This is a genomic window from Nonlabens sp. SCSIO 43208, assembly GCF_050703575.1.
GTDB lineage: Bacteria > Bacteroidota > Bacteroidia > Flavobacteriales > Flavobacteriaceae > Nonlabens > Nonlabens tegetincola.
This window is the reverse complement of sequence record NZ_CP065365.1, coordinates 448,382-473,173: the sequence shown is the minus strand read 5'-3', so window position 1 is coordinate 473,173 and position 24,792 is coordinate 448,382. Positions and strand designations below refer to the sequence as shown.

16 protein-coding genes are annotated in these 24,792 nt (G+C 35.7%); 3 read left to right on the top strand and 13 right to left on the bottom strand.

The window, feature by feature from the left end; genetic code table 11:
• Nucleotides 1-2 precede the first annotated feature (2 nt).
• Complete coding sequence (gene pdeM, locus I5168_RS02375) at nucleotides 3-638, top strand: ligase-associated DNA damage response endonuclease PdeM (RefSeq protein ID WP_431472332.1); 636 nt, start codon at nucleotides 3-5, stop codon at nucleotides 636-638.
• Between the two features lie 51 nt (nucleotides 639-689).
• The gene (locus I5168_RS02370) at nucleotides 690-1,559 is read left to right on the top strand and encodes a hypothetical protein (RefSeq protein WP_431472331.1); all 870 of its coding nucleotides are present in this window, start codon (nucleotides 690-692) and stop codon (nucleotides 1,557-1,559) included.
• A 4-nt stretch (nucleotides 1,560-1,563) separates the two neighbouring features.
• Here I5168_RS02370 and I5168_RS02365 read toward each other — a convergent pair whose 3' ends face one another.
• Nucleotides 1,564-2,901, bottom strand: a complete 1,338-nt coding sequence (locus I5168_RS02365; RefSeq protein ID WP_431472330.1) for a dihydrolipoyl dehydrogenase family protein — start codon at nucleotides 2,899-2,901, stop codon at nucleotides 1,564-1,566.
• A 104-nt stretch (nucleotides 2,902-3,005) separates the two neighbouring features.
• On the opposite strand from I5168_RS02365, the gene mfd reads away from it, so the two are divergent.
• On the top strand, nucleotides 3,006-6,350 hold the full coding sequence (mfd, locus tag I5168_RS02360) for a transcription-repair coupling factor (protein ID WP_431472329.1): 3,345 nt from the start codon (nucleotides 3,006-3,008) through the stop codon (nucleotides 6,348-6,350).
• A 24-nt stretch (nucleotides 6,351-6,374) separates the two neighbouring features.
• Here mfd and I5168_RS02355 read toward each other — a convergent pair whose 3' ends face one another.
• The 12 genes from I5168_RS02355 to uvrC form a co-directional block, all read right to left on the bottom strand.
• On the bottom strand, nucleotides 6,375-8,429 hold the full coding sequence (locus tag I5168_RS02355; protein WP_431472328.1) for a YCF48-related protein: 2,055 nt from the start codon (nucleotides 8,427-8,429) through the stop codon (nucleotides 6,375-6,377).
• Nucleotides 8,430-8,613: 184 nt separating this feature from the next.
• On the bottom strand, nucleotides 8,614-9,051 hold the full coding sequence (locus I5168_RS02350) for a hypothetical protein (RefSeq protein WP_042276145.1): 438 nt from the start codon (nucleotides 9,049-9,051) through the stop codon (nucleotides 8,614-8,616).
• Nucleotides 9,052-9,141: 90 nt separating this feature from the next.
• The gene (locus I5168_RS02345; protein ID WP_431472327.1) at nucleotides 9,142-12,453 is read right to left on the bottom strand and encodes a TonB-dependent receptor; all 3,312 of its coding nucleotides are present in this window, start codon (nucleotides 12,451-12,453) and stop codon (nucleotides 9,142-9,144) included.
• A 123-nt stretch (nucleotides 12,454-12,576) separates the two neighbouring features.
• On the bottom strand, nucleotides 12,577-14,205 hold the full coding sequence (gene pgi, locus I5168_RS02340; protein WP_431472326.1) for a glucose-6-phosphate isomerase: 1,629 nt from the start codon (nucleotides 14,203-14,205) through the stop codon (nucleotides 12,577-12,579).
• 14 nt (nucleotides 14,206-14,219) lie between these two features.
• Nucleotides 14,220-15,464 carry a peptidoglycan DD-metalloendopeptidase family protein gene (locus tag I5168_RS02335; protein ID WP_431472325.1) on the bottom strand — a complete coding sequence of 415 codons (1,245 nt, stop codon included), beginning with the start codon at nucleotides 15,462-15,464 and terminating at the stop codon, nucleotides 14,220-14,222.
• A gap of 3 nt (nucleotides 15,465-15,467) precedes the next feature.
• On the bottom strand, nucleotides 15,468-16,466 hold the full coding sequence (locus I5168_RS02330) for a tryptophan 2,3-dioxygenase family protein (protein ID WP_060523266.1): 999 nt from the start codon (nucleotides 16,464-16,466) through the stop codon (nucleotides 15,468-15,470).
• Nucleotides 16,467-16,556: 90 nt separating this feature from the next.
• The gene (locus I5168_RS02325) at nucleotides 16,557-17,351 is read right to left on the bottom strand and encodes a DUF3108 domain-containing protein (protein WP_431472324.1); all 795 of its coding nucleotides are present in this window, start codon (nucleotides 17,349-17,351) and stop codon (nucleotides 16,557-16,559) included.
• A gap of 53 nt (nucleotides 17,352-17,404) precedes the next feature.
• Nucleotides 17,405-18,568: a 4-hydroxyphenylpyruvate dioxygenase gene (gene hppD, locus I5168_RS02320; RefSeq protein ID WP_431472323.1), complete on the bottom strand. Its 1,164-nt coding sequence runs from the start codon at nucleotides 18,566-18,568 to the stop codon at nucleotides 17,405-17,407.
• Nucleotides 18,569-18,661: 93 nt separating this feature from the next.
• Nucleotides 18,662-19,276 (bottom strand): CCC motif membrane protein, encoded by a 615-nt coding sequence (locus I5168_RS02315; protein ID WP_431472322.1) that lies wholly within the window; start codon nucleotides 19,274-19,276, stop codon nucleotides 18,662-18,664.
• Between the two features lie 38 nt (nucleotides 19,277-19,314).
• Nucleotides 19,315-20,472 (bottom strand): homogentisate 1,2-dioxygenase, encoded by a 1,158-nt coding sequence (locus tag I5168_RS02310; RefSeq protein WP_431472321.1) that lies wholly within the window; start codon nucleotides 20,470-20,472, stop codon nucleotides 19,315-19,317.
• 95 nt (nucleotides 20,473-20,567) lie between these two features.
• Nucleotides 20,568-22,850, bottom strand: a complete 2,283-nt coding sequence (locus I5168_RS02305) for a patatin-like phospholipase family protein (RefSeq protein WP_431472320.1) — start codon at nucleotides 22,848-22,850, stop codon at nucleotides 20,568-20,570.
• Nucleotides 22,840-24,639, bottom strand: coding sequence for an excinuclease ABC subunit UvrC (gene uvrC, locus I5168_RS02300; protein WP_431472319.1), 1,800 nt, complete (start codon nucleotides 24,637-24,639; stop codon nucleotides 22,840-22,842). The genes I5168_RS02305 and uvrC overlap by 11 nt, the downstream gene beginning before the upstream one ends.
• Between the last annotated feature and the right edge of the window lie 153 nt (nucleotides 24,640-24,792).

Genomic DNA, 24,792 nt, shown 5'->3' with positions numbered 1-24,792 from the left:
GATTGAGTACACGGGCTTCTATATATGGTCAGCGATTTGAATTAGATCCTACTGGAGCGGTTTATTGGGTAGAACAAGATGTGTTGCTAATTGCCGATGTCCATTTAGGTAAAAGTGCTCATTTTAGAAAAAACGGGATGGCAGTTCCTGCTACTGCCGATGATAAAGAATATGACAAGCTTACCAACCTTATTCATAAATACAAGGCGAGTAGGTTGTGGTTTTTAGGTGATTTATTTCACTCATATCAAAATGCTGAATGGCATTTTTTTGAACAATGGATGAGGTTTCAAACTGCTGATATAGCTCTTATTATGGGAAATCATGATGTGATTTCAAAAAAAGAATTCAACCGTATAGGATTAAAGACCTATGAGGCAATTAGAATGGATGCTGTTTTCTTAACACATCATCCAGAAATTAAACAAGGCTTTTTCAATATCGCTGGACATATTCACCCTAGTGTGAAATTACAAGGCACCGGAAAACAATCTATGAAATTACCTTGCTTTCATGTATGTGAGACGGGAATGATCCTGCCAGCATTTGGCGATTTCACTGGAACCTATACTATTCAGCCTAAAAAAGGAGATCGAGTATTTGTTGTTGCCGACAATGAAGTGATTGAAATGCGTTAAGCCTTTACAAAAGAAACTTCTTTATCGTTTTCTTGTTAGTACCTTAGTACTATGAGAAGAAAACTTTACGCAATACTCAATGCCATTATAGTAGTTGTTTTAATAGGCTGGAATGGATATGCAAATTCAGGTAATTTTAATGGAAAGAATGTAGGTGAGCTCAGTGCAGAATATAATAACCTGTTTACTCCTGCTAGTTATGCCTTTTCCATTTGGGGCCTTATTTTTTTATCCCTATTGATATTTTGCGCTTATGGTCTTTATTATGCTTTTAATGATAAACATAGAGATTTACTTAGGAGGTTATGTAGTTCTGATTTGATAAGCAACAATCAGAAAAAGTTTGAAAACCGAACTGACTTCATTCTAACCACCGCTCCATTTTTCTTTATAGCAAACGTCTTGTGTTCCTTATGGGTAGCATTTTGGCTAGAAGAAATGATTTTAGTATCCGTTCTCATAATGTTTGGACTATTAAGTAGTCTACTTATATGCATAAAACGTTTGGATCTTGAAATTTGGGATGCTCCTATTCACATTATTGCTTTTGTATGGTGGCCGCTATGTTTGTACGCGGGATGGATAAGTGTTGCAACTATTGCAAATGTGGCATCCTATCTTGTAAGTGTGACTGATTTTACTATTGATGAACAAATTACAATAACCATTGTAATGGTTGCTGTAGCAGTTGTTATCAATCTATTTATGATTGTAAAACGTAATATGCGCGAGTTTGCATTAGTTGGAGTATGGGCATTAATAGCTATTGCAGTTAGACACTTTGAAGAGGTGACATTGATTGCTTATACTTCTTTGCTAGGAGCAGTTGTTCTATTTATTGCGGCTGGAATTCATGGTTCTAGAAATAAAGAAACAAGTCCAATAATGAAGTACAAGGAATATAAATCTCTAAGAAAGTAATAAGTTAAAAACTGCGTATATCATTACCCCAACTTGGATACGTGAAAATGGTGTTTTTTAAATTTTCAAATGTCATTCCGGCATTCATGGCAACTGCAAACATGTTTATTTGTTCTGATGCCTCTGGACCTATAATATGAGCTCCTACAATCTCATTGTTACTTTTATCTAGTAATATTTTGTATGCATATTTAATTCCTTGTAAGCGTCTGTTATTAAACCAGGAGGAAGCATCGTTTTCAATAACCTCATAGTTTAGCCCGTTTTCATTAGCTTGTTTTTCTGTAAGGCCTATTCCAGCAATTGTAGGAATCATAAAAACAGCGCTAGGAATTGCTGGTACTTTTAATTCTTTATTATTCCCTAGTATGTTTTGACTTACAACTTGTGCTTCAATACCACTTAAAGGAGTTAAGGGTAGGGTTTTAATACTTACATCACCACAAGCGTAAAAGTTTTCTTGACTCTCACTTTGTAATTTAGAGTTTACGACGATACCATTACGGTTTGTCACTACACCAGTATTTTCCAATTGTAAATCGTCAATGGATGGCACTCTACCCGATGTGTTAAAAACCACATCGACCGTTTTTTGATGTTGAACACCATCTTGATGATAATAAACAATATGTTTATCATCTATCTTTTCAATAGAGCTGGCTTGAGAATTAAGTTGTATTGAAATTCCTAATTCTATACTTAACTGTTGAGCATGATGTACCGTATATTCTTCAAATGGATTTAGAATGCGTTCACTTCTTTGCAGTACGGTTACTTCGCACCCTAATCTGTGAAGAATGTGACTAAATTCCATTCCTATATATCCACCACCTATAAAAAGAACTTTCTTTGGAAGTTGCTTCATTGAAAAAAAGTCGCCACTGGACAACGTATATTCAGCACCAGGAATATCTAGAGGTCTAGTTTTCATTCCAGTTGCTATCACAAACTTTTTAGAGTATATCTTCTCTCCTTCAATATCTAGTGTATTTTTATCTACAAAAGAGGAATTACCGTGGTAACAATCTATCCCTGCTTCTTTAAATTTATTTTCGGTACGCTGCGGTATGTTGTCACGATAAGATTCAACTTGATTCAGCATTTGCTCCCAAGAAGCTGTAGCAGTTCTAGATATCCCATTTCCCTTTAAGTCACCGCTTAAATTTTGAGCTTCAATTGCTGCAAGAAGAATTTTTTTGGGATCACAGCCACGTTGGGCGCATGTTCCTCCATATTCTCTTATATCGATAACTCCTACTTTTTTTCCAGAGTTGGCACATTGAGTAGCTACTAACTGTCCTGCAGTTCCAGTTCCTATTACAAATACATCATATGTTTTCATAGTAAGCAAGTTAAACCTAGATACTGTTAAATGCTCTTAAACTCAATCCAAAGCTTTTCTAAAACTCAGGGAGCGACCTATCTTTGCGACTCAATACAAGGATTTTGAGTTATACTTCTATATTAGAGCGTTTTAAAAGCTTATCACAAACCAACGTTTTAAATGACCTAGTTCAAGATGCAAAGGGCTATCATACTATTAGTGGATTAAACGGTAGTAGTTATTCCATGTTGATAAAGGTTCTTTTTGATCAGGCAGAAAAACCGTTTTTACTTATATGTGATGATAAGGAACAAGCAGCGTATTTTTTAAATGATTTGGAACAAAGTATAGGAGAAGATCACGTGCTATTTTATCCAGGTAGTTATCGCAGGCCTTATCAAATTGAGAAGACTGACAACGCCAATGTATTGCTACGAGCTGAGGTCCTCAATAGGATAAACTCTAGAAAAAAACCAGCGGTAATCGTTACTTATCCAGATGCTTTGTTTGAAAAGGTTGTGACTCGGAAAGAACTTGAAAAAAACACCCTTAAAATTTCGGTTGGCGATCAAATCACCGTTGATTTTGCTAACGAAGTTTTATTCGAGTACGAGTTTAAAAGAGTTGATTTTGTGACTGAGCCAGGAGAATTTTCCCTGAGAGGAGGAATATTAGATGTGTTCTCTTTTAGTAACGACGAGCCCTATCGAATTGAGTTTTTTGGAAATGAAATCGATTCCATTCGAGTTTTTAATGTTGAAACCCAATTAAGTAAGGAACAGGTTAGAAAAATCTCAATTATTCCAAATGTTGAACACAAAAAACTTGAAGAAACTAGAGAGAGTTTCCTTAAATACCTGTCTAATAAGACCAGTATTTTTGCTTTTCACTTAGAACTACTCTACGGTCGATTAGACTCGCTTTTCGCGAAAGCGGAACAAGAATATAACAATTTGCAAGGCGAAATACGTCAATTAACTCCACAGGAAATTTTTGCAAATTCTGAGCTTATCAAAAAGCAGCTTAAAGAATATAATCATTTTGAATTTGTTGCCAATCAAGGAGAAATAGCATTTAAGACACAGCCACAACCATCTTTTAACAAGCAGTTTGAGTTATTGATTGAAAATCTTGAAACTAACAAAGCAGATGGTATCAAGAACTATATCTTTTGTGGTACCGCACAACAAGCAAAACGTTTTCATGACATTTTTGACGACATGAATGCTACCGTCGAGTATGAAACCGTAGTAGCTCCTTTATATCGTGGATTTATAAGTTATGATTTGCGTATTGCATGTTATACTGATCATCAAATATTTGAACGATATCATAAGTTTCATCTCAAAAATGGATACGCAAAAAAACAAGCGATTACCTTAAAGGAACTTAACTCGCTCGAGATTGGAGATTATGTTACTCATATAGATCATGGAATAGGGAAATTTGGTGGATTACAGAAGGTCGATCAAAATGGTAAACAACAAGAGGCCATTAAACTAATTTATGGTGAACGAGATATCTTGTATGTATCAATTCATTCCCTACATAAAATTACCCGATTTTCAAGTAAAGATGGTAAACCACCAAAAATTTACAAATTAGGTAGTCCAGCCTGGAAGAAACTGAAACAAAAAACTAAGAAAAAGGTAAAGGAAATTGCTTTTGATCTTATCAAACTGTACGCAAAACGTAAATCGAAAAAAGGATTTCAGTATGCGCCAGATGGTTATTTACAAAATGAACTCGAGGCTAGTTTTATCTATGAAGATACTCCGGATCAAAGTGCAGCCACCGCCGATGTAAAGGCCGACATGGAAAGCGATAAACCAATGGATAGATTGGTTTGTGGTGATGTAGGTTTTGGTAAGACAGAGGTAGCTATAAGAGCTGCCTTTAAAGCAGCGGTTAATGGAAAACAAGTCGCTGTTCTTGTGCCTACAACTATTCTAGCTTTTCAGCATGCTAAATCTTTTAAAGAACGATTGTCAGATTTACCTGTGAAGGTAGATTACTTAAACCGTTTCAGAACAGCAAAAGAACGTCGGGCGGTTCTTGATGGACTAGCCGATGGAAGTATCGATATAGTAATAGGAACCCATCAACTTGTAAATAAATCTGTTCGTTTTAAGGATCTCGGACTTTTGATTATTGATGAGGAGCAAAAATTTGGAGTTGCAATAAAGGATAAATTAAAAACCCTTAAAGAAAATATCGATACGCTCACGTTAACAGCGACACCTATTCCTAGAACACTTCAGTTTTCATTAATGGCCGCTCGTGATTTAAGTGTTATTAAAACACCACCGCCTAATAGACATCCTGTCGAAACAAAGGTGGTTCGTTTTAGTGAAGAGGTAATTCGTGATGCTGTGAGTTATGAAATATCAAGAGGCGGACAAGTGTTTTTTGTCCATAATCGAATCGAGAATATAAAGGAAGTAGCAGGAATGATTCAAAGATCAGTACCCGATGCAAAAATTGGTATAGGTCATGGTCAAATGGATGGTAAAAAATTAGAGGAACTCATGCTTTCATTTATGAACGGTGAGTTTGATGTACTCGTTTCAACAACCATAATTGAAAGTGGTCTGGATGTCCCAAATGCTAATACGATTTTTATAAATAACGCTAATAATTTTGGCTTGTCTGATCTACATCAAATGAGAGGTAGAGTAGGGCGTAGTAATAAAAAAGCCTTCTGTTACTTCATAACGCCACCCTATGAGGTTATGACTGATGACGCACGTAAACGTATTCAAGCAATTGAAACATTTTCTGATTTAGGAAGTGGTTTCAATATCGCTATGAAAGACCTTGAAATACGTGGAGCTGGAGACATTTTAGGTGGTGAACAAAGCGGTTTTATGAATGAAATTGGTTTTGATACCTATCAAAAAATCCTTGCCGAAGCTATTTCTGAATTAAAAGAAAATGAATTCAAGGATCTTTATATTGAGGATGAAGTAGATAAAAAACCTGTTACTGATGTCAATATAGATACTGATTTTGAATTATTGTTTCCAGATGATTATATCAACTCCATTACAGAAAGATTATCGCTTTATTCAAAATTGAATGAGGTTGAAAACGAGGATGAGTTACAAAATTATCGAAAAGAATTAGTAGATCGTTTTGGAGAATTACCAGATGAAGCAGAAGACTTACTTACAAGTATTCGTATAAAGTGGATTGCTGCTAATATGGGGCTTGAAAAAATTGTTATGAAAAACGGAAAGTTCGTAGGCTACTTTGTAAGTGATCAACAAAGTGATTTTTATCAATCACCAGCATTTGGAAAGGTGTTACAGGCAGTTCAATCTCATCCTAGACAATTTAAGATGAAGGAGAAACAAACAAGAGCTGGATTACGTTTATTACTCACTATACCAGATATTAAAACAGTTGATAAAGCATTTGAAGCTTTAAATAAAATATTACCATTGCCGGTCCATGAAAAAGCTTAATAAAAGCAGAAGCTTTAGCCCAAATTATTTCTTTATCAATTTGTGTATTTCAATTACCTGTTGATCGTTTAATAATCTGAAAAAATAAACGCCTTTTGCTAAGTCTTGAATGGATATGTTGTTCAATTGATCTGTACCAAGCTTGCAATTTTTCACAGGCTTACCTTGTAGGTTGTAGATTTCTAGTCTGTTTATAGTGTTATTTAAACACGCTATATTAATCTGGTCACTTGCGGGATTTGGGTAAAGTTTGATTTGAGATCGCGTGTTTGGTGCATTTTCATAGTTTAATAAACCGCTTATATCTAATGTGACAATGTCGCTATTGGATCCAAAACCATAAATCGTTTCTTCTGTGATAAAGTAATTTCCAGCACCATCCTCAATCGTATTCAGTAACAGTTGCCAGGTGGTACCTGAGTCTGTTGTGAGATATAAATCTCCAGTTGAGGTTGTAATTCCTATTCCGTAAGATGGAGTAAAGAATTTGAAGGTACCTATAAATCCTGGGAAATTATTGTACTGAAAGGTTTGTCCGCCATCATAAGAAACCTGTTGACCTATATAAAATGTGTTTGCATCAATCAATTGTATTCCTTCAAAATTCCCACCTGTGTAATTGATAGGATTCCAGGATGCACCACCATCAATTGTCTTAAAAGCTTGATTACTGGTATTAGTCGCAATACCTATCAAATCATCGAGGAAAACGATGTATTCAGTATTACCTGTAGTAGTGATATGGCTCCATCCAGAACCAGTTTGGTAACGATAAATTCCATCGCTTGCAAAGAAGTTACCACCTACCACAAAAAAGTCATCTCTAGATTTTAACCAAACGTCTTTTGCAATAAACTGTTGGGTAATATTAGGTCCCGTTATGTTAATCCAGGTGTCACCATGATCATCAGAATAACTTACTCGACTTATATTTCCACGTGTAGTAAGTGCTTCACCATTAGGCTTTAGGTGAACGGCATTATAGCCGCCAGAAACTGTCTTGCGGTCCCATGTTACGCCATAATCTGTAGTACGATACATAACATCCCTAAATACCGCACTACCATTATTACCTAGACCTACTACTAATCCTGTAGCATTATTACCAAATGAGGCTTGTTCTAGTGAGCTCGGTATAAAATCATTTAAAAGACTGTTCCATGTAGTTCCATCTATAGATTCTAGTGCAGCTCCTTCTAATCCAATATATAATTTAGTTGCGCTGGCATCAATGCTTAAAAGATCATCTCGTCCTATATCTTGTAGGCTCCATGAAAGGCCCTGATCATTTGAACTTAATATATTACCATCGTTGCCCACAACGTAATAGGTATTATTATGAAAAACCAGGTCATTAAGTCGCTCGTTAGTTCCTGATGTAGCTTGGTTCCAGGTTAATCCTGCATCGTTAGTATAAAAAATAAAACCGCCTGATGCGATAACTATCCCATTGAGAGAATCTCTAAAATCAATTTTAGTTATAGTCCAAAAATTTTGAATAGGTAATGCTATACTAGTCCATGTGGTACCGCCATCGTCGGTTCTATAGAATGTGATGTCGTCGCCCACTACAAATCCGGTATTACTATCAATAAAGTGAATGTCTCTTATTGCTTCAGTTGTTCCTACATTAAGAATAGTCCAATTACTACCACCATCGATAGTTTTGATAAGTTTACCATTACCACCAGCAACATAGCCTTCATTCTCATTGAGAAAATATAAAGTAGAAAATCCGCTGCTGGGTAGATTATAATTGATAGTACTTCTAAATTTATCATTTGATTTTATAACTCGATTTCTATTTACTATGTAAGCGAGATCATTACGCAGGACCTGTAGATCAAAACCTTGTCCATTACCTTCTAGTCTATAAGAATTACCATCGTTTTCACTTATATACATACGATTAAGAAGATTGACTTCATCAAACAAGAATATACTACCATCTGGCGATACTTCAACTTCCGTAATTTCAGAAATGTTTTTTATAGGAGTTCTAAATATCCAATCTGGTTGTTGAGCTCGAAATGTTGTTGTAGTCAATAAAACAATAAATGATAAAAGCGCTGTTCTCATAGCAACAAAGATATTACAAAGAGTCTATTCAAAGGGTTATTGTTTGAACTTAAGGTAATTAGATGATTGAGGTAGCGAGTGATTTTCAGTTTGATTATGATATTTAATTTTACGCTTTCGCGAAAGCGTAGAAACAAAAAAAGCCAGATCAAAAAGACCTGGCTTATATTATAGAGGTTATCTTCTAGGCTAACCATTGACTCCATGGAAGACGACTAAGAACAACAACAAACGCCAAGGTGTAAAATATACCTAGCATTTTGAACTTGCCACTGCTTATAACTTTTTTCTTGTGTTTTGAATAACCGATGGTTAAAAGTGTAACACCAATTATCATCATTAAAGGATGTTCTAGGGCTAGTAATCGTAGTCCACTGTTGCCCATCACTTCACTTGTGTTATTAAAAAGCATGCTGGAATATGGAGAAACTATCCAAAGAACAATCCCTAGAAGTAATTGAATATGAGTTACAATTAACCCTACTAATGCCAGACTGAAATCTTTATTTCCAAATTCTTTTTTTCCTAACCAACCGATTAGTGAATTGATCGTTGCGATACCTAATACTAAAAGTAATAGATAAGCCCAACCGGAATGTGCATGTTGAATAATATTGTACATAGATCTCTTAATTTGAAATCAAAAATAAGGCAAAAAAATAACCCTATCTCTCTAGATAGGGTTATTGTAAAACAATTTATTTAATAGTTCTTAGTTAAAGATGTATCTAAGTCCTATTTGAGCTTGCCATCTTGAAGAACGTATACCAGCATCATCAATTTGCTCAAATCCTTCTGCAAAATCAGGATCAAATGAGAATTCTGGGTCTGGTCCACCTCTTTCAGTTTCTACGATTTCAACTTCACCAAAGCTTCCTGTGATTCTCTTTTGAACACCCCAGTCTTTGTTTAAGAAGTTGAAGAAGTTGAAGATGTCTAATGAAGCTTGGAACGTGTGCTTTTTACCACCAAAGTCTAATTTAAAGTCTTGAAGAACTTTTAAGTCTACAATGTGGTTCCATGGTCCACGGTCACCATTACGCTCTGCATATTGTCCTCTTCTTTCTCTTAGGTAATCATTACCTTCAATGAACGCATCAAGAGCAGCCCATTGATCTGCAGCCGAAACACCATTTGCATCTACTAGGTTAATCTCGCTCTGGTTTCTAGGAATGTAGAATAAAGCATTATCACGAGAGTCGTCATTTAAAAGATCAGCTCCTTCATCATAGATGTAACTTAAAGTACCACCTTGTTGTCCGTTATAGAATAAACTTACTGTAGTAGCAAAGTTTTCACTCCATTCCATTTGGTAAGAAGCGTTTGCAGTAATTCTGTGACCTAATGCAAACTGTGAGTTTCCAATAGTTGCACGGTTTTTACCATTTACAGTAACTACGTTTCTCCATTGAGAACTGTTTTGTGAAGAAGTACCTTCAAAGATAGATTTACCTTGTCCGTATGTATAAGCGATCTGTCCAGAGAATCCATTGTCAAATGGCTTTGTTAATACGAATGATGCGTTGTATGACCAACCTTCATTTGTATTTGTTCCCAAGATAATACGAGAATACTCACTATCTATACGCTGACTGTCATTCCAAAGTGGACGAGTATCTGCACCGTTAAGGGTACCTACTGGTTCACCAATGTTTAAGTTTTGGTAAAGTACATTGTTGATTGTTTCATTGTAAAGGAAGTCTGCACTAGCAATTAATCCCCATACACCTAATTTTTGGTCAACACCTAGACTGTATTTTGCTACCTGAGGTAATTTAAAGTCTGGTGCAAATAAATCGATTTGTCCACCGATTGTACCACTACCTGGTGCTGGACCATTTCCAATAGGTTGATTAAATGGATCTGCTTCAAAGAATAATGTTCCTGAATCAAAGTCGTTCTCATTAACTCCACCTACAGAGATACCATTGTTGTTGTAAGCACCACCTGGCCATACTAATGGGATACGTGAAGTAAAGATTCCTAATCCACCACGTACTTGAGTTGTTTTGTCACCAAAAGCATCCCAGTTAAATCCTAAACGTGGAGAAACATGAATCTGGCTTTTTATTTTCTTACCAACTCTAGCACCTTGAAGATCTTTACCAGCAGCTTCTAATAAAGCAACTGTTCTTGTGTTGAAGTCATCGTTTGCAGTACCTTCTTCAAAGAATGGTACATCAACTCTTACACCGTACGATAATTTAAAGTCTTTAGTTAATTTCCACTCATCCTGAGCATAAAGACCCAACTGAGAGTAGTTGAATTTTGCAGCCGCTGCTGTCGCATCGTCTCCTGTTGTTCCTGCTGGATCTAGTAAAGAATAAGAGTAGTCGTAATCAGTAGGAGCAACGTCGTTTGAAGGATCATTGTCAAAATAAGATTCAAAATCAGATAAAGAATTAAATCTATACTGTCCAAAATTTTGACGAATGAATACATTACGTATATCATAAGATTCAAAGTTACCACCTAAAGTAATGTTGTGAGCACCAGCAGCAATTTGGAAGTTATTTGTGATAGTGAATACGTCTTGATCAAGAATGTTTCCTGTAGAGAAAGCCTCAGAACCAAATGTTATGCTACCAGCACCGTCATTGATTGTTACTCTAGGGAATGCACCACCTATTGGGTCCCGGTCATCTCTTACAGTAGTATAACTAGCAATTAAATTGTTAGATAATTTATTGTTGATTTGACTGTTCCATTCCAGAGTAGTGAAATTAGTTTCAGAAGGGAAGAAAATACCTGCGTTAGCAAAGTTAATAGAAGTAGCGCTACTTGTACTTGGTGAAGTAGACTCACCACGTACATAGTTGTGCTTAAGTACAAGAGTGTTCTTATCATTAACGTTGTAATCTAAACGAATAGTAAATCTATCAGTATCTAATGTTCTGTTCGTGTTTTCATAACCACCAGGATTGTAACCGAATAAGTTTATTAGGTTATCTCTTAAGTTGTTAATCCTTGTTGGGTCTGCTGGTAAGTTAGTGTCACCTGCAGCATTTCTTGCATCACCTACATATTGGTTAAAATCAAAAGGTCTAGGAGTTTCTTCTCTTTCAATTTCTGCATTAACAAACATGAAAAGTTTGTTCTTGATAATAGGACCACCTACTCTAAAACCGTAAAGGTTAGTAGAGAATTCATCTAATCTTTCTCTATCTGGAGCTGGGTCACTACCGTTTCTATCGTCTATTTCATCGATAACCGCTTGAGGTGTTTTACCTGCAAGTTTTTCATTTCTATTAAACCAGTAAGCACTACCTTCCCAGTTGTTAGTACCAGAACGAGTAATTGCGTTTATAGCACCACCAGTAAAACCTGATTGTCTTACATCAAAAGGAGCAATGTTAACTTGGAATGATTCAATAGCATCTAGAGAAATTGGATTGATACCAATTTGTCCACCATTAGTACCTGTACCTGCAAGACCAAAAACGTCGTTGTTAACGGCACCATCAATAAAGATTGAGTTGTAACGATTGTTTTGACCAGCAATTGAGATAGCGCCACCTTCACCAACTTGAGCCTGTGGAGTTTTTCTCAAAATGTCATCAATACCACGAGTTACTGTAGGTAACGTGTTGATTTCACGAGTAGAGATGTTTGTCTCTGGACCTGTATTGTTTGAATCAAAAATACCATCACGTGTTGCTTTAATAACAACTTCGTCTAGGGCATTAGCCTCATCAGATAAGGTTACATTAAAAGTTTCTGATTCACCTAACTGTAGGAAAATATTTTCAAAAACTTCATCCTTCTTTCCAACGTAAGAGAAAGTAATGGTGTAAGGACCACCTACACGCATGTTTGTTATACGGTAGTAACCATTGATGTCTGTAGCAGAACCGTAGTTTGTACCTGTAGGTCCGTGCACAGCAACGATTGTAGCGCCTAAAAGTGGTTCGTCACCAGCTTCTAGAACTCGACCATTAATACTCGAGGTTGTAACCTGAGCAGTGGCCACTAGAGCAACAAAAAACATTGCTAGCGTTGCTAAAAATTGTAATTGTTTCTTCATTTGGGTATGAATTAGCTTGAGTTAAAATTTTTGCAAATGTCCGTACTAAATCCCTTTCCAATATTAAGCTAACATTAAATTACACTTTTTAACACTTATTTTTTCTGGTTCTAATTAATAATGTTATTGAAATTGGTAAAATCTACTCAAGATTTGTTGTGTGCTAGCATCGTGCTGGCCAGTCGAGCCGTTCTCTATGTCTTTTAAAACAGCATCAGCTAGAACTTTTCCTAATTCTACACCCCATTGGTCATAGCTATAAATGTTCCATATAACACCTTCTGTAAAGATTTTGTGTTCATACATCGCTATTAATTTCCCTAGGCTAGCTGGTGTAAGCTCATCTATAAGTAGGGTAGTAGTAGGTTTGTTTCCTTCAAAAACTTTGTATGGTAATAGAAATTCTATCTCGTCTTGGTTTTTTCCTGCAGTTTTTAGATCGTCAAAGGCTTCTTCTTTTGTCTTACCATTCATTAATGCTTCTGTTTGAGCAATAAAGTTTGCCATAAGCTTGTTGTGATGATCTTTATGTTGGTATTTCGCTTTCGCGAAAGCGATAAAATGAGCAGGAATCAGTTTTGATCCTTGATGAATTAGTTGGAAAAAGGCATGTTGGGAATTTGTTCCAGGTTCTCCCCAAACGATATTTCCAGTTTCATAATTCACTCTAGAACCGTTACGATCTATAGTTTTACCATTACTTTCCATTATAGCCTGTTGTAGGTAGGCTGGTAATCGATGTAAATATTGAGTGTATGGAATTACTGCCTCGCTTTGAGCCTTATAAAAGTTGTTGTACCAAATAGTTAATAAAGCTAATTGAACAGGTATGTTATTTTCAAATGAAGCTGTTTTAAAATGTTCATCCATTTGTGACGCTCCATCAAGTAGTTGTTGGAAGTTGTGAGTGCCCACACTCAATGCTATACTCATTCCTACCGTGCTCCACAAAGAAAATCTACCACCTACCCAATCAAACATTGGAAAAATATTTTCTTCCTCTATGCCAAAATCTACAGCTCTGTTTACATTACTGCTTACTGCTATAAAATGTGTTCCTACAGCATCTTGATTCACTTGTTGTGTAAACCAATTACGTATAGTAGTTGCATTGGATAAGGTTTCTTGAGTTCCAAAGGATTTTGAAACTATTACAAAGAGTGTGGTACTAGGATTAATCGTTTTTAAAACTTCTTCTACGTGATCACCTTCAACATTAGAAACAAAATGAAGATTGAGGTGATTCTTATAGGCTTGTAAAGCCTCAGTAATCATTACTGGCCCTAGATCGCTACCACCTATTCCTATATTCACAACAGTATCAAAAGCTGCTCCACTAGCAGTTTTAAATTCGCCGCTTATTACTTTGTCTACAAATTCAAACATTTTCTGTTTGCTTGTAACAGCAGCGTCAACGAACTGTTGTGCTCCTTCATGAGCTTGTTGTGCTCGTAGAGCAGTGTGAAGGACCGACCTTCCTTCAGTTGCGTTAATAGGCTTACCAGAAAAATACGCTTCTATGGCTGCATCTAGATGAGTTTCACGAGCAAGTTGAACTAATAGATCTTTTGTAGTTGAATCCCATAAGTTTTTTGAAAAGTCAACATAGAAATCTTCAAAAATAGTGGTGAATTCTTGAGCTCTATTGCTATTGTCTTTAAAAGCCTGTTTCAGGTTTAAACCTTGGTTGTTATTATAATGTTCTTCTAGCTTTTTCCAAGCTTCAGTTTGAGTAGGATTGATGTTTTTCATAATAATGGCGGCTGTTATAAAATGTCGTCATTTTTAAAAGCTAGCTGATCTATTTCCTCCTTTAATGGGGCGATGAACTCTAGGTAGTTATTAATTTTTTCTTTTGGCAATGGGTCAGCAGCAGGTAGTTTTTGTTTGTAAGGGTCAACCTGTACGCCGTTTACCCAAAAACGATAACATACGTGTGGACCTGTTGCAAGACCGGTACTACCTACAGTACCTATTACCTGACCTTGTTTAACTCGTTGACCTACCTTTACCTTGCGCTTAGTCATGTGTAGGTATTGAGTTGAGTAGGTGCCATTGTGCTTAATTTTTACGTAATTACCATTACCTCGTGTGTAGCTGGATTTAGTAACGACACCATTTGCGGTTGCAACGATAGGTGTTCCTCGCGGTGCTGCATAATCTGTTCCCTTGTGTGCTTTCCATCGCTTTTGTACTGGATGAAATCTACGTTTTGTGAATCTACTAGAAATTCGGGTGTAATTTACTGGTGCCTTTAAGAAGAAACTGCGCAATGTTTTACCAGTCTCGTCGTAATAATCATGAACGTTTGCTATGGAATCAGTTTGGTAATCAAAAGCATAGTAAGGATTACCATCAGTTTCAAACACTGCTGCTTCTATAGATTCAATACCTGCAAAAATGCTGTCGTTTATATAACGTTCGTTATAAATCATTTTAAAACGATCGCCTTTTTGTAATCTAAAGAAATCGATGGACCATCTATAGATATCAGATAATTCATAGATCGCACTCAATCCTAAACCTTCTTCTTCCATTGCTTCTGAAAGTGTAGAGGTTATTACTCCACTAGCGGTTTTACGTTTGAATGAAATAGGGTGTTTGTCTCGATAAGCATTAAGACTGTCTGTTAATTCTACAACCACATAGTCTAGCCTGGTAGGCTCGTATACAAAGGCGGCAGGAGTTCCTATACTGTCTTTTTTTCTTAAAATTTTAAATGGTTTGCCGGTTTGTATACGACGCACGTCAAATACTTCATTAAATTCTTGGGCTGCTTTAAAGGTACTTTGACCTTCAACCAAATAATCGTCTAATAGATCACCAAAGGTGTCACCTGACTTTACAGTGTCTTCCACTACTTCAAAATCAGTAAGGTTAAACCCATATTTCATTATCGGTTTTGGCGCTACTGGTGTTATTTGATTAACAGGTATTTGCTTCTGTTTTTTCTTGTCACAAGAAATAAATAGTAATAAAACAGATAAACAACCTATAAGATACTTTTTCATGTATTATTTTGTATTAAGTGCGTGTGTAACCCATTGCTTACCCCATTCGTCGTGTTCTTGCTGTGTCCATAACGATGGGAAGAAACTAATTTTCTGAAAACTAGGCGGTAAGAACTGTTTCCAGTTTGTACCACCAGTTGCTTGAACAGCTTGTCCTTCTTTGCGTAAATACCTATGCGCTGCACCCATGTGCATGAGTAACCAGTTGATATTTGCATTTTGATCTAGCATGCGCAAGGCCTCTATAAGGTCCTCTGTTTTTTCTTCATCTGGTAATTGTAAAAATTGCTGGTTTAAATTAGTGTTTTGAACTTCACCTGCGATTCTTAAAAAACGTGGGGTATATCTTTTTTCAAACTGTTTTAAGGTAAGTGTTTTTTCACCGGTATGCATGTCAATACCGCCTTTTTTCCAGTAGATGTTTTCGTATAGTTCTTGATTTGTTACTGATTCTGCTTTCGCGAAAGCGTAATCCTGCACATTATCTTTATTGCGATAGTTATCACGCACGGTAGGATGGACCAGGTTGATAAGATCAGTACTGTAAAATTCAATCATTCTAAATTGAGCGCTTTGGAAACCGCTTGCAGGAAGTAGTGACATACGGAATTTTAAAAACTGCTCGCGTTCCATTCCTCGTACCATCACATCAAATGAATTGATCAAGACTGTGAAGTAACGATTAATTCGCTTTGCCTTTTCAGCAAAAAAAGCACCTGTCAACTGCTCATTTTCTATAATTTGTTTCTGCTCGTGAATGATAAGCTTAAAATACAGTTCAGTTATTTGATGATAACCGATAAATATCATTTCATCGGGAAAATGTGTAGCGGGAACTTGTAGGCTCAAAAGTGTGTCTAGTCTTATGTAATCCCAGTAAGTAATGTACTGGTCGTATAACAAACCATCGAGGTAGGATAACATATCCTGTCCAGAATTTTTGAACTTCTCCTGAAGAAGTTCGATACGCTTTGCGATTTCTGGACTAATTTCTTGTGACATAGATTGAATCTTGGTGGATTTACAAAAATAACAAAGCCGTATAAACTGTTCAATGTTTATACGGCTTAAGTGTTAATTAGTTTTAACTAATTATGGGATAATTTTAAAACTGTGTTTTAATCCTTTGAAAGCTTCTAAATCTGCGGTTAGTGAACCTACAGCCAACTTTGCTTTAATGCGTAGTGGGATTTTATTTTCATCATCAGATATCCATACGGTAAGGCTTTCTTGTTCTTTAAAAACACGACCAGATTGAACGTAAGGTTTGAATTTTAACGCAGGAACTTTACCAAATTTAGTTTTTACTGTAGTGCGTTTTAAAAACTTCAGTTTAAAGTCATAATTCTCCTTGTCAAAGAACATGGGTAAAATAAATTCGTCGCCTTTTTTAAGAGTTTTAGTGTCTATTTGATCTCGTAAATGATAGAAGGCGCTCACCATATCCTGTGTACCAGGTTTTATTTTTTCGGTACTTTTTGTGTTACGTTTTTTATCGTGAACTAGTGCTTCATTTTTTTCGTGATCAAAATCTATTACAATGTCCTTTTTATAACCACCTTCATTGATGTCTCTTATGAATCTATAGGGTTTAACCTCGTTTTTGTCAATATAAGATTCGTAATGATCGTCTACCGTAAAAAAGAGATCTAGTAGTCCTGTTGATCTACCATGTCCTTTAATATGGTATACATCCTTACCTTCAAGTTGACTGTCGATGACCTCTAGTTCTGCATAACTTGCATTGAAAATACCGTAGTGAATTCTAAACTTAAACCATTCTCCTTCTTGAAATGTTTGTTGTAGAGAATTTTTATAGGTAGCACTAGTAAAAGCGGTACTCAAAAACAAAACAACTACTAATGATAAAGAAAGAATATGTCTCATGATTTATGGATTAATCGTTTCACATGATGTATTACAAAGGTTATACCATTTTGTTATAAGGTTCCTCTTCTTGCTTGTTCTCTTTCTATAGCTTCAAATAAGGCTTTAAAATTACCAACTCCGAAAGACTGTGCACCCTTACGTTGTATTACTTCTATAAACATGGTTGGTCTATCTACAACTGTTTTTGTAAATAGTTGTAAAAGGTAACCTTCTTCATCTCGATCAATAAGAATTCCATGTTTTTTAAGGAGTTCTACATCTTCATCTATATCACCTACTCTTTCTAAAATATCATCATAGTACGTGTCTGGGACGTAAAGGAACTCTACTCCACGATCTCTCATAGCGCTTACAGTTGCTACAATATCATCGGTTGCGACTGCAATGTGCTGCACACCTGGACCGTTATAGAAGTCTAGATACTCCTCAATTTGAGATTTTTTCTTTCCTTCTGCTGGTTCATTGATTGGGAACTTTATACGACCATTACCATTGCTCATAACTTTACTCATGAGAGCAGTGAACTCGGTAGAGATATCATCATCGGCAAAAGATATGATTTGAGCAAAGCCCATTACTTCTCCGTAAAATTTGCACCATGTATTCATTTGGTCCCAACCTACGTTACCGACCATGTGATCTATAAATTTAAGTCCAACTGGTTCTGGATTGTAATGTGATTCCCACTTTTCAAATCCTGGTAAGAAAACACCATTGTAATTTTTACGTTCGACGAATATATGAACGGTCTCACCATAAGTATAGATTCCAGACCTCACGACCTCACCATATTCGTCGCTTTCAACAGTAGGTTCTAGGTAGGGTTTTGCACCTCTTTTGGTTGTTTCTTCAAAAGCTTTACGAGCATCTTCTACCCATAACGCAACCACTTTAACACCATCACCGTGTAAGTTTACGTGGTCGTTGATTGGTCCGTCTTTCTGTAGTGGTGATGTAAGAACTAGTCGTATTTTATCTTGCTTAAGTACATATGAAACACGGTCTTTTAAACCTGTTTCAAGTCCTGCATAGGCTTCTGATTGAAAACCAAAGGCTGTTTTATAGAAGTGTGCACTTTGTTTTGCATTACCTACGTATAGTTCTACATAGTCTGTCCCTAATAGAGGTAGAAAATCTTCGGCTTCTTTAAATAATTTTTTGAGCGAGTATTCTGTGTTTTTTAAGTCTTTTAGATTTTTTATTTCTGCTGGCATGATGTTGTTTTTTGATAATTAATTTTTAATTGTGGCTGTTATAAAAATAACTACCACATGGCTCTCATGTGTGCAGCACATTCTAATTTACTGTTATTGATCTTGCTCATTTTCTTCTTCAATTAACTCTTCTATCTCAATTATTCCTTCTGTATTTAAAGAGTCTACTTTTTGATCTAATGTGTCAATATCTTCCTCATAATAATACCAATCATCTTCTATAGTTTCTTCCTTTTCATATTCATACTCTTGTCCAAAATTGCTAAAATCTCCATCGGCAAGTTCACTTAAAGAAAGACCTATAATAGCAACAAATAAGATGATGATAAGAGTGGTTATTCCAGATATTGCAATGGTAATTATATTAATTATTTTCCCTGCATTAACTGATTTATATGATGATTGTGAATAGGACCTAGGATCCGACTTATAGGCTCTTACTCCTTTATTGGCTATCACTAAACCTATGATTCCACCTATTAAGGATAATGGTGCTCCTATACCGTATAAGCAACATGAAATAAAGAAAAAGACAATAGAAATTATTCCAATAACAAGTGCTGCAGGATCACCAGGGACAGATTGTTGTATCCTATTATCAAATCCTCCATCAGAATAGGATTGTTGATGTTGTGTAGGTGTACTTTCGTAACCAGATGATGATTGTTGATTTCCAAAAGGATTCTGCGAGTCGTTATTATTTTCCAATGTAAAGGTTTATTTAAATTATAGACAAATATAGTCGGTTATTCTAACCAACTTTTGTGATAACTCTCATCTGCAACTTTCATTGCTTCCTTAGTTACTTGCAATGGTGCAAAGGTGTCTACCATAACTGCGAGTTCTTCTGTAACCGTTTGCCCTATACTACGCTCGGCAGCACCTGGATGTGGTCCGTGTGGAATTCCAGCAGGATGCAAGCTTATGTGTCCAGGAGCAATATCGTTCCTACTCATAAAATCACCATCTACATAATATAGTACCTCGTCACTATCGATGTTACTGTGATTATATGGTGCAGGAATACTTTGCGGGTGATAATCGTATAATCTAGGAACAAAGCTGCATACAACAAATGCATCAGTTTCAAAGGTTTGATGAACTGGTGGTGGTTGATGAATACGTCCAGTGATCGGTTCAAAATCATGTATTGAAAAGGCGTACGGATAATTATAGCCATCGTATCCTACAACATCAAATGGGTGCGATGCATACACCATATCAAAAATCTCATCTTGCTTGCGCACTTTTATTAAAAACTCACCTTTTTCATCATGAGTTTCTAGCTCTTGTGGTTGTCTAAGGTCTCTTTCACAAAAAGGAGAATGTTCTAATAATTGTCCAAACCAATTTCTATATCGTTTTGGGGTATAAATAGGTCTTCGACTTTCAACAATAAACAACCTGTTGTCATTGGTATCAAAATCAATTTTGTAAATAATCCCTCTTGGGATTAGCAAGTAATCACCGTATTTAAAATCCAAATTTCCTAAATGAGTACGCAATTTCCCGGATCCCTTATGAATAAATAGGAGTTCATCAGCATCGGTATTTTTATAAAAATAGTCCTGAGTTTTGTTTTGCGGTGAAGCAAGAGTAATGTTACAATCACTATTTGTTAATACAATCTTCCTAGAATCTAAATAGTCTAACTCGGGAGCCACTTCAAATCCTCTAAAACGATAGCTTTTCATATTATTGGGAATTGCTATTTCTGGCTTTACAGAATATTGATCCGAAATTTCCTTCACCATTGTCGGGCGGTAAACGTGATATGAATTTGTTGACATTCCATCAAATCCAATAGTTCCAAACAATTGTTCGTAATATAATTCACCATTTTCTTTCCTAAAAATAGTATGTCTTTTAGGTGGAATTTTTCCTAGTTTGTGATAAAAGGGCATGCGTTTAACTTTTCTGCCCTAAATTTCGGAAATTCTTCAGACCATTCCATAGATATATGGATCTTTTTTGAATCTGAATGTTTTTCTAGAATTATTTAGAAACGATAACCTAAAGAAACAAAAAATTGATCGTCATCAAGTTGCGGAGAGAAGCTATACTTGATTTCGATTGGTCCCAGAAAGGTTTCTATTCCATAGCCAATTGCATAACCAGTATATCTTGCTTGACTAAACCAGTCATCTTGTTCAAAAAGTTCATCATCTACATTGGCATAATTAGCGGTGAAATTAATGTGGTTTTTTTTGAATATTTCATAGTCTGCCGTGATCCCAAATTTAATCATGGTATCACCACTTATACTGACAAAGTCATATCCGTAAAATGATACAAAATTATTTATGGGCCTCGATCCATAGCCGCCTAAAAAGAAATCAAGACTACTATTAGCTGGATTTCCTATTGCGATTCCCACCTGAGCATCTCCAATAAAACTTAATTTATCAAAGCTAAAAGCTCTTTGTACTTGTAATTGAGCAATGCTGAAACTACTAAAATCTTCTTGTTCAGAGTTTGCTAGATAAACATGAAAATCTCCGTTAATACGCCAACCTTCATTTGGAAAAAACATATTATCCATACTGTCTACCAGTATTTCTCCGTACAAGCTAGTGTACAAACTGTCATCAAAAGTAAGATCCTCATTCGTTCTGTTAGGATCTGAAATTGTATTCGTAAAAATATCAAGGTATTTAAATTCTAAACCAGCTGTTAAATACAGGTTTTTATTAAATCTAGAACGCATAAACACCTGATTGGTCCAATCTTTATATTTTACTTCAATACTGTTTACTCCTAAGTTAGTATTGTCCACATCTGCTACAAAATCGGCTTGAATGTCTTGATCAAATTGAACATAATTGCTATTAACACCAATTGACCAATAACGTCCTTTGTCAATGTAGTAATCTAAATTGTATCTAATATTGTCACCAACGATAACATCGGCACTTATGACATCGTTGCTCACTAGAACACCTTTTCTACTCAGATTAATCAAGGCACTACTGCGCAATAATTCATCGTAGTGGATTCCTAGTCTTAAATAATTACGTACATCAGATTCAACAACTTCAATCTCTAGGGCATAACCTAATAACTCAGGGATTAATGAGTAGTTTATCTTTTTAAAATTGTTAGTCGCTTGTAAGTTGTTAATCCCGTTAGAGATATCATCATAAGCTATCATTTCTGGAGCATTCAATTTGAATCGCCCACTTATAAAAGCTCTTGAATATTGTTTATTACCCTTTATTTCTATACGAGTTAAGTATAAACTATCACTTGCGATATTTTTTAGATCAGGTCTCCTATAACCTGTTGCGACTTTTATAAGGTCGTCAATTTTTTGTAAGGAGGCTTCTTTTCCTTTTGTAATTATGGCCTGACCTTCGTCAAAAGAAATGACGGTAAATTGTTCGATATCAGGTTGAATATAAATATCTGTCTTGGGACGTTTTATTTCCATATCACTAATCGTGCGGAAATTATTTATCTGTGATAATATGTCAAGTGCATTTTGTAATTCCTCTTCTTTCTTTTTATCATCTTGAACATCTACTCCTATGATTATGTCCATTCCCTTTTCCCTTAACTTTTCAATAGGATAATTATCGATTACACCTCCATCAATTAATAACATATTATCGATTTGTACAGGTGCAAACAAGCTAGGTAATGCACCACTTGCATTTACAGCCTTAGGCAGGCTACCTTTATCTAGAACTACTTCTTCACCGGTGACTACATTGGTGGCAATACAAAAGAATGGAATAGGAAGTTTTGAAAAGTCATCAATCTGATTCACTGGACCCATCAACTTGGATAAGAAATTGTATATGTTTTGACCTTTACTCAACGAGCTAGGAAGACTTACCTGAAAATCTTTAAAGGGTAAAGTCACAGCATATCTTTCCCGGTCCTTACGTTCGTAAAAAGTTTCTGCCCGTCTTGGGATATCGTCACTTATAATTTTATCAAAATCGGTAGCGTAAAAAATCGAGTCTAGTTGTTTACCTGAATATCCAGAAGCGTAAAGAGAACCTATAATAGCTCCCATAGATGTTCCTGCTATATAATCTATTTTAATACCTAAACTATCAATTACTTTAAGTGTACCGATGTGCGCCAATCCTTTAGCTCCACCACCAGAAAGGACTAGACCTATTTTGGGATTTTGTACTTTTTGCAGAATGCTATCAACTTTAGTTGGTTGAGTAGGTTTCAATAAAGAATCTGCAGGAATAGCATTTTGACCTTTGGTTAAAATGGGAGCTACGAGCAAAAGCAAGGAACATAAAAAAGTAACGCTAATCTTCATGTTTTTTGTAATAATCAATAATTTTTTGAGCTTTTGACAATCCTATTACTTCTTCTAATTCCTTTTTAGTAGCCTTTTTAACTCTTTTTGTACTTCTAAAATGTTTCAATAACTCAACCACAGTTTTTTCTCCTATTCCAGGAATGTTATCCAGTTCGGTTTCTATCGCACCTTTACTTCTTTTGTTACGGTGGTGAGTAATCCCAAAGCGGTGAGCTTCATTTCTCATTTGTTGAATCACTTTTAATGATTCAGATCTTTTATCTAGGTATAAAGGTACAGGATCGTTTGGGTAAAACAATTCTTCTAATCGTTTTGCAATTCCTATAATTGGTACTTTTCCTCTTAATCCTAATCTGTCCAAGGCTTTTACACCACTAGACAATTGACCTTTACCACCATCAACAATTACAAGTTGTGGTAGCGGTTCATCTTCTTCTAACAGTCGGCGATAGCGTCTATAAACCACTTCTTCCATACTAGCAAAATCATCAGGTCCTTCAACAGTTTTAATATTGAAGTGCCTGTAATCTTTCTTGCTAGGCTTCCCGTTTTTAAACACTACGCATGCGGCAACCGGATTAGTTCCTTGAATATTTGAATTGTCAAAACATTCCATATGACGTGGTTCTTCATCTAACCTTAAATCAGCCTTCATTTGAGCCATCAATCTTTTTACATGACGTTCTGGATCTACAATTTTAATGGTTTTAAATTGCTCCTGTCGATAGAACTTAGCATTACGTTGACTTAATTCAACTATTCGTTTCTTGTCTCCTAATTTTGGGATGGTTATTTTAAGTTCTTCTCCTACATCAATATTTAGGTGTGTATAGATTTCTCTAGATTGAGAATCAAATCGATTACGTATTTCAACAACAGCGAGCTCAAGTAATTCTTTATCGGTTTCATCTAACTGCTTTTTAAGCTCCATAGTATGTGAACGAGTAATGGCACCATGATTTATTTGTAGGTAATTTACATATCCAGCACTTTCATCACTAATAATGGTAAATACATCCACATTAGATATATTAGGGTTTACGATAGTAGATTTTGCTTGATATCTAGTTAGTACATTTAATTTTTCTTTAATACGCTGTGCTTCTTCAAACTCCATAGCCTCAGCGTATTCCATCATGAGTTCTTCAAAGTATTTTACAGCTTGTTTAAAATCACCTTTCACGATCTGTCTAATAGCCTCAATATTTCGGTTGTAGGCTACTTCTGACTGTAGACCTGTACAGGGTCCTTTACAATTACCTATGTGATATTCCAAGCATAATTTGAATTTGCCAGCATCTATCTTGTCTTGCTGCAAATCATAATTACAAGTGCGTATAGGATATAATGATTTAACTAGTTCAAGTAATGTTTTTACTGTGCGCACACTGGTAAAAGGTCCAAAGTATTCACTACCATCTTTAATCATTTTACGAGTAAGGAAAACTCTAGGAAACCTCTCTTTTTTAATACATAGCCACGGGTAAGTCTTGTCATCTCGTAGCATGATGTTGTATCGTGGATTACGAGATTTAATCAAACTATTTTCTAATAAGAGCGCATCTGTTTCAGTTTGAACAACAATGTGCTCGATACGAGCTATGTTTTTAACCAAAGTGCGTATGCGGTGGCTATCATGATTTTTTGTAAAATAAGATTGTACTCTTTTTTTAAGTTTTTTTGCCTTACCCACATAAAGCAGCTTATCTTTTTTATCGTAATAAAGATATACACCTGGTGATAGCGGTAATGTTTTAATCTGAACTTCTAAGGGAGCACTATTCATAGCTAGGTAAAGGTACTATCTTTTTAAAATTTCGCTTTCGCGAAAGCGAAATATATATCCATTTCTCACTCACTTTTATCATTTCTTTAAAACTCTCGCTACAAGAAGAAATTTAACTTAGTGAAAATTATGGTTGTGGAACATTCAAAATCA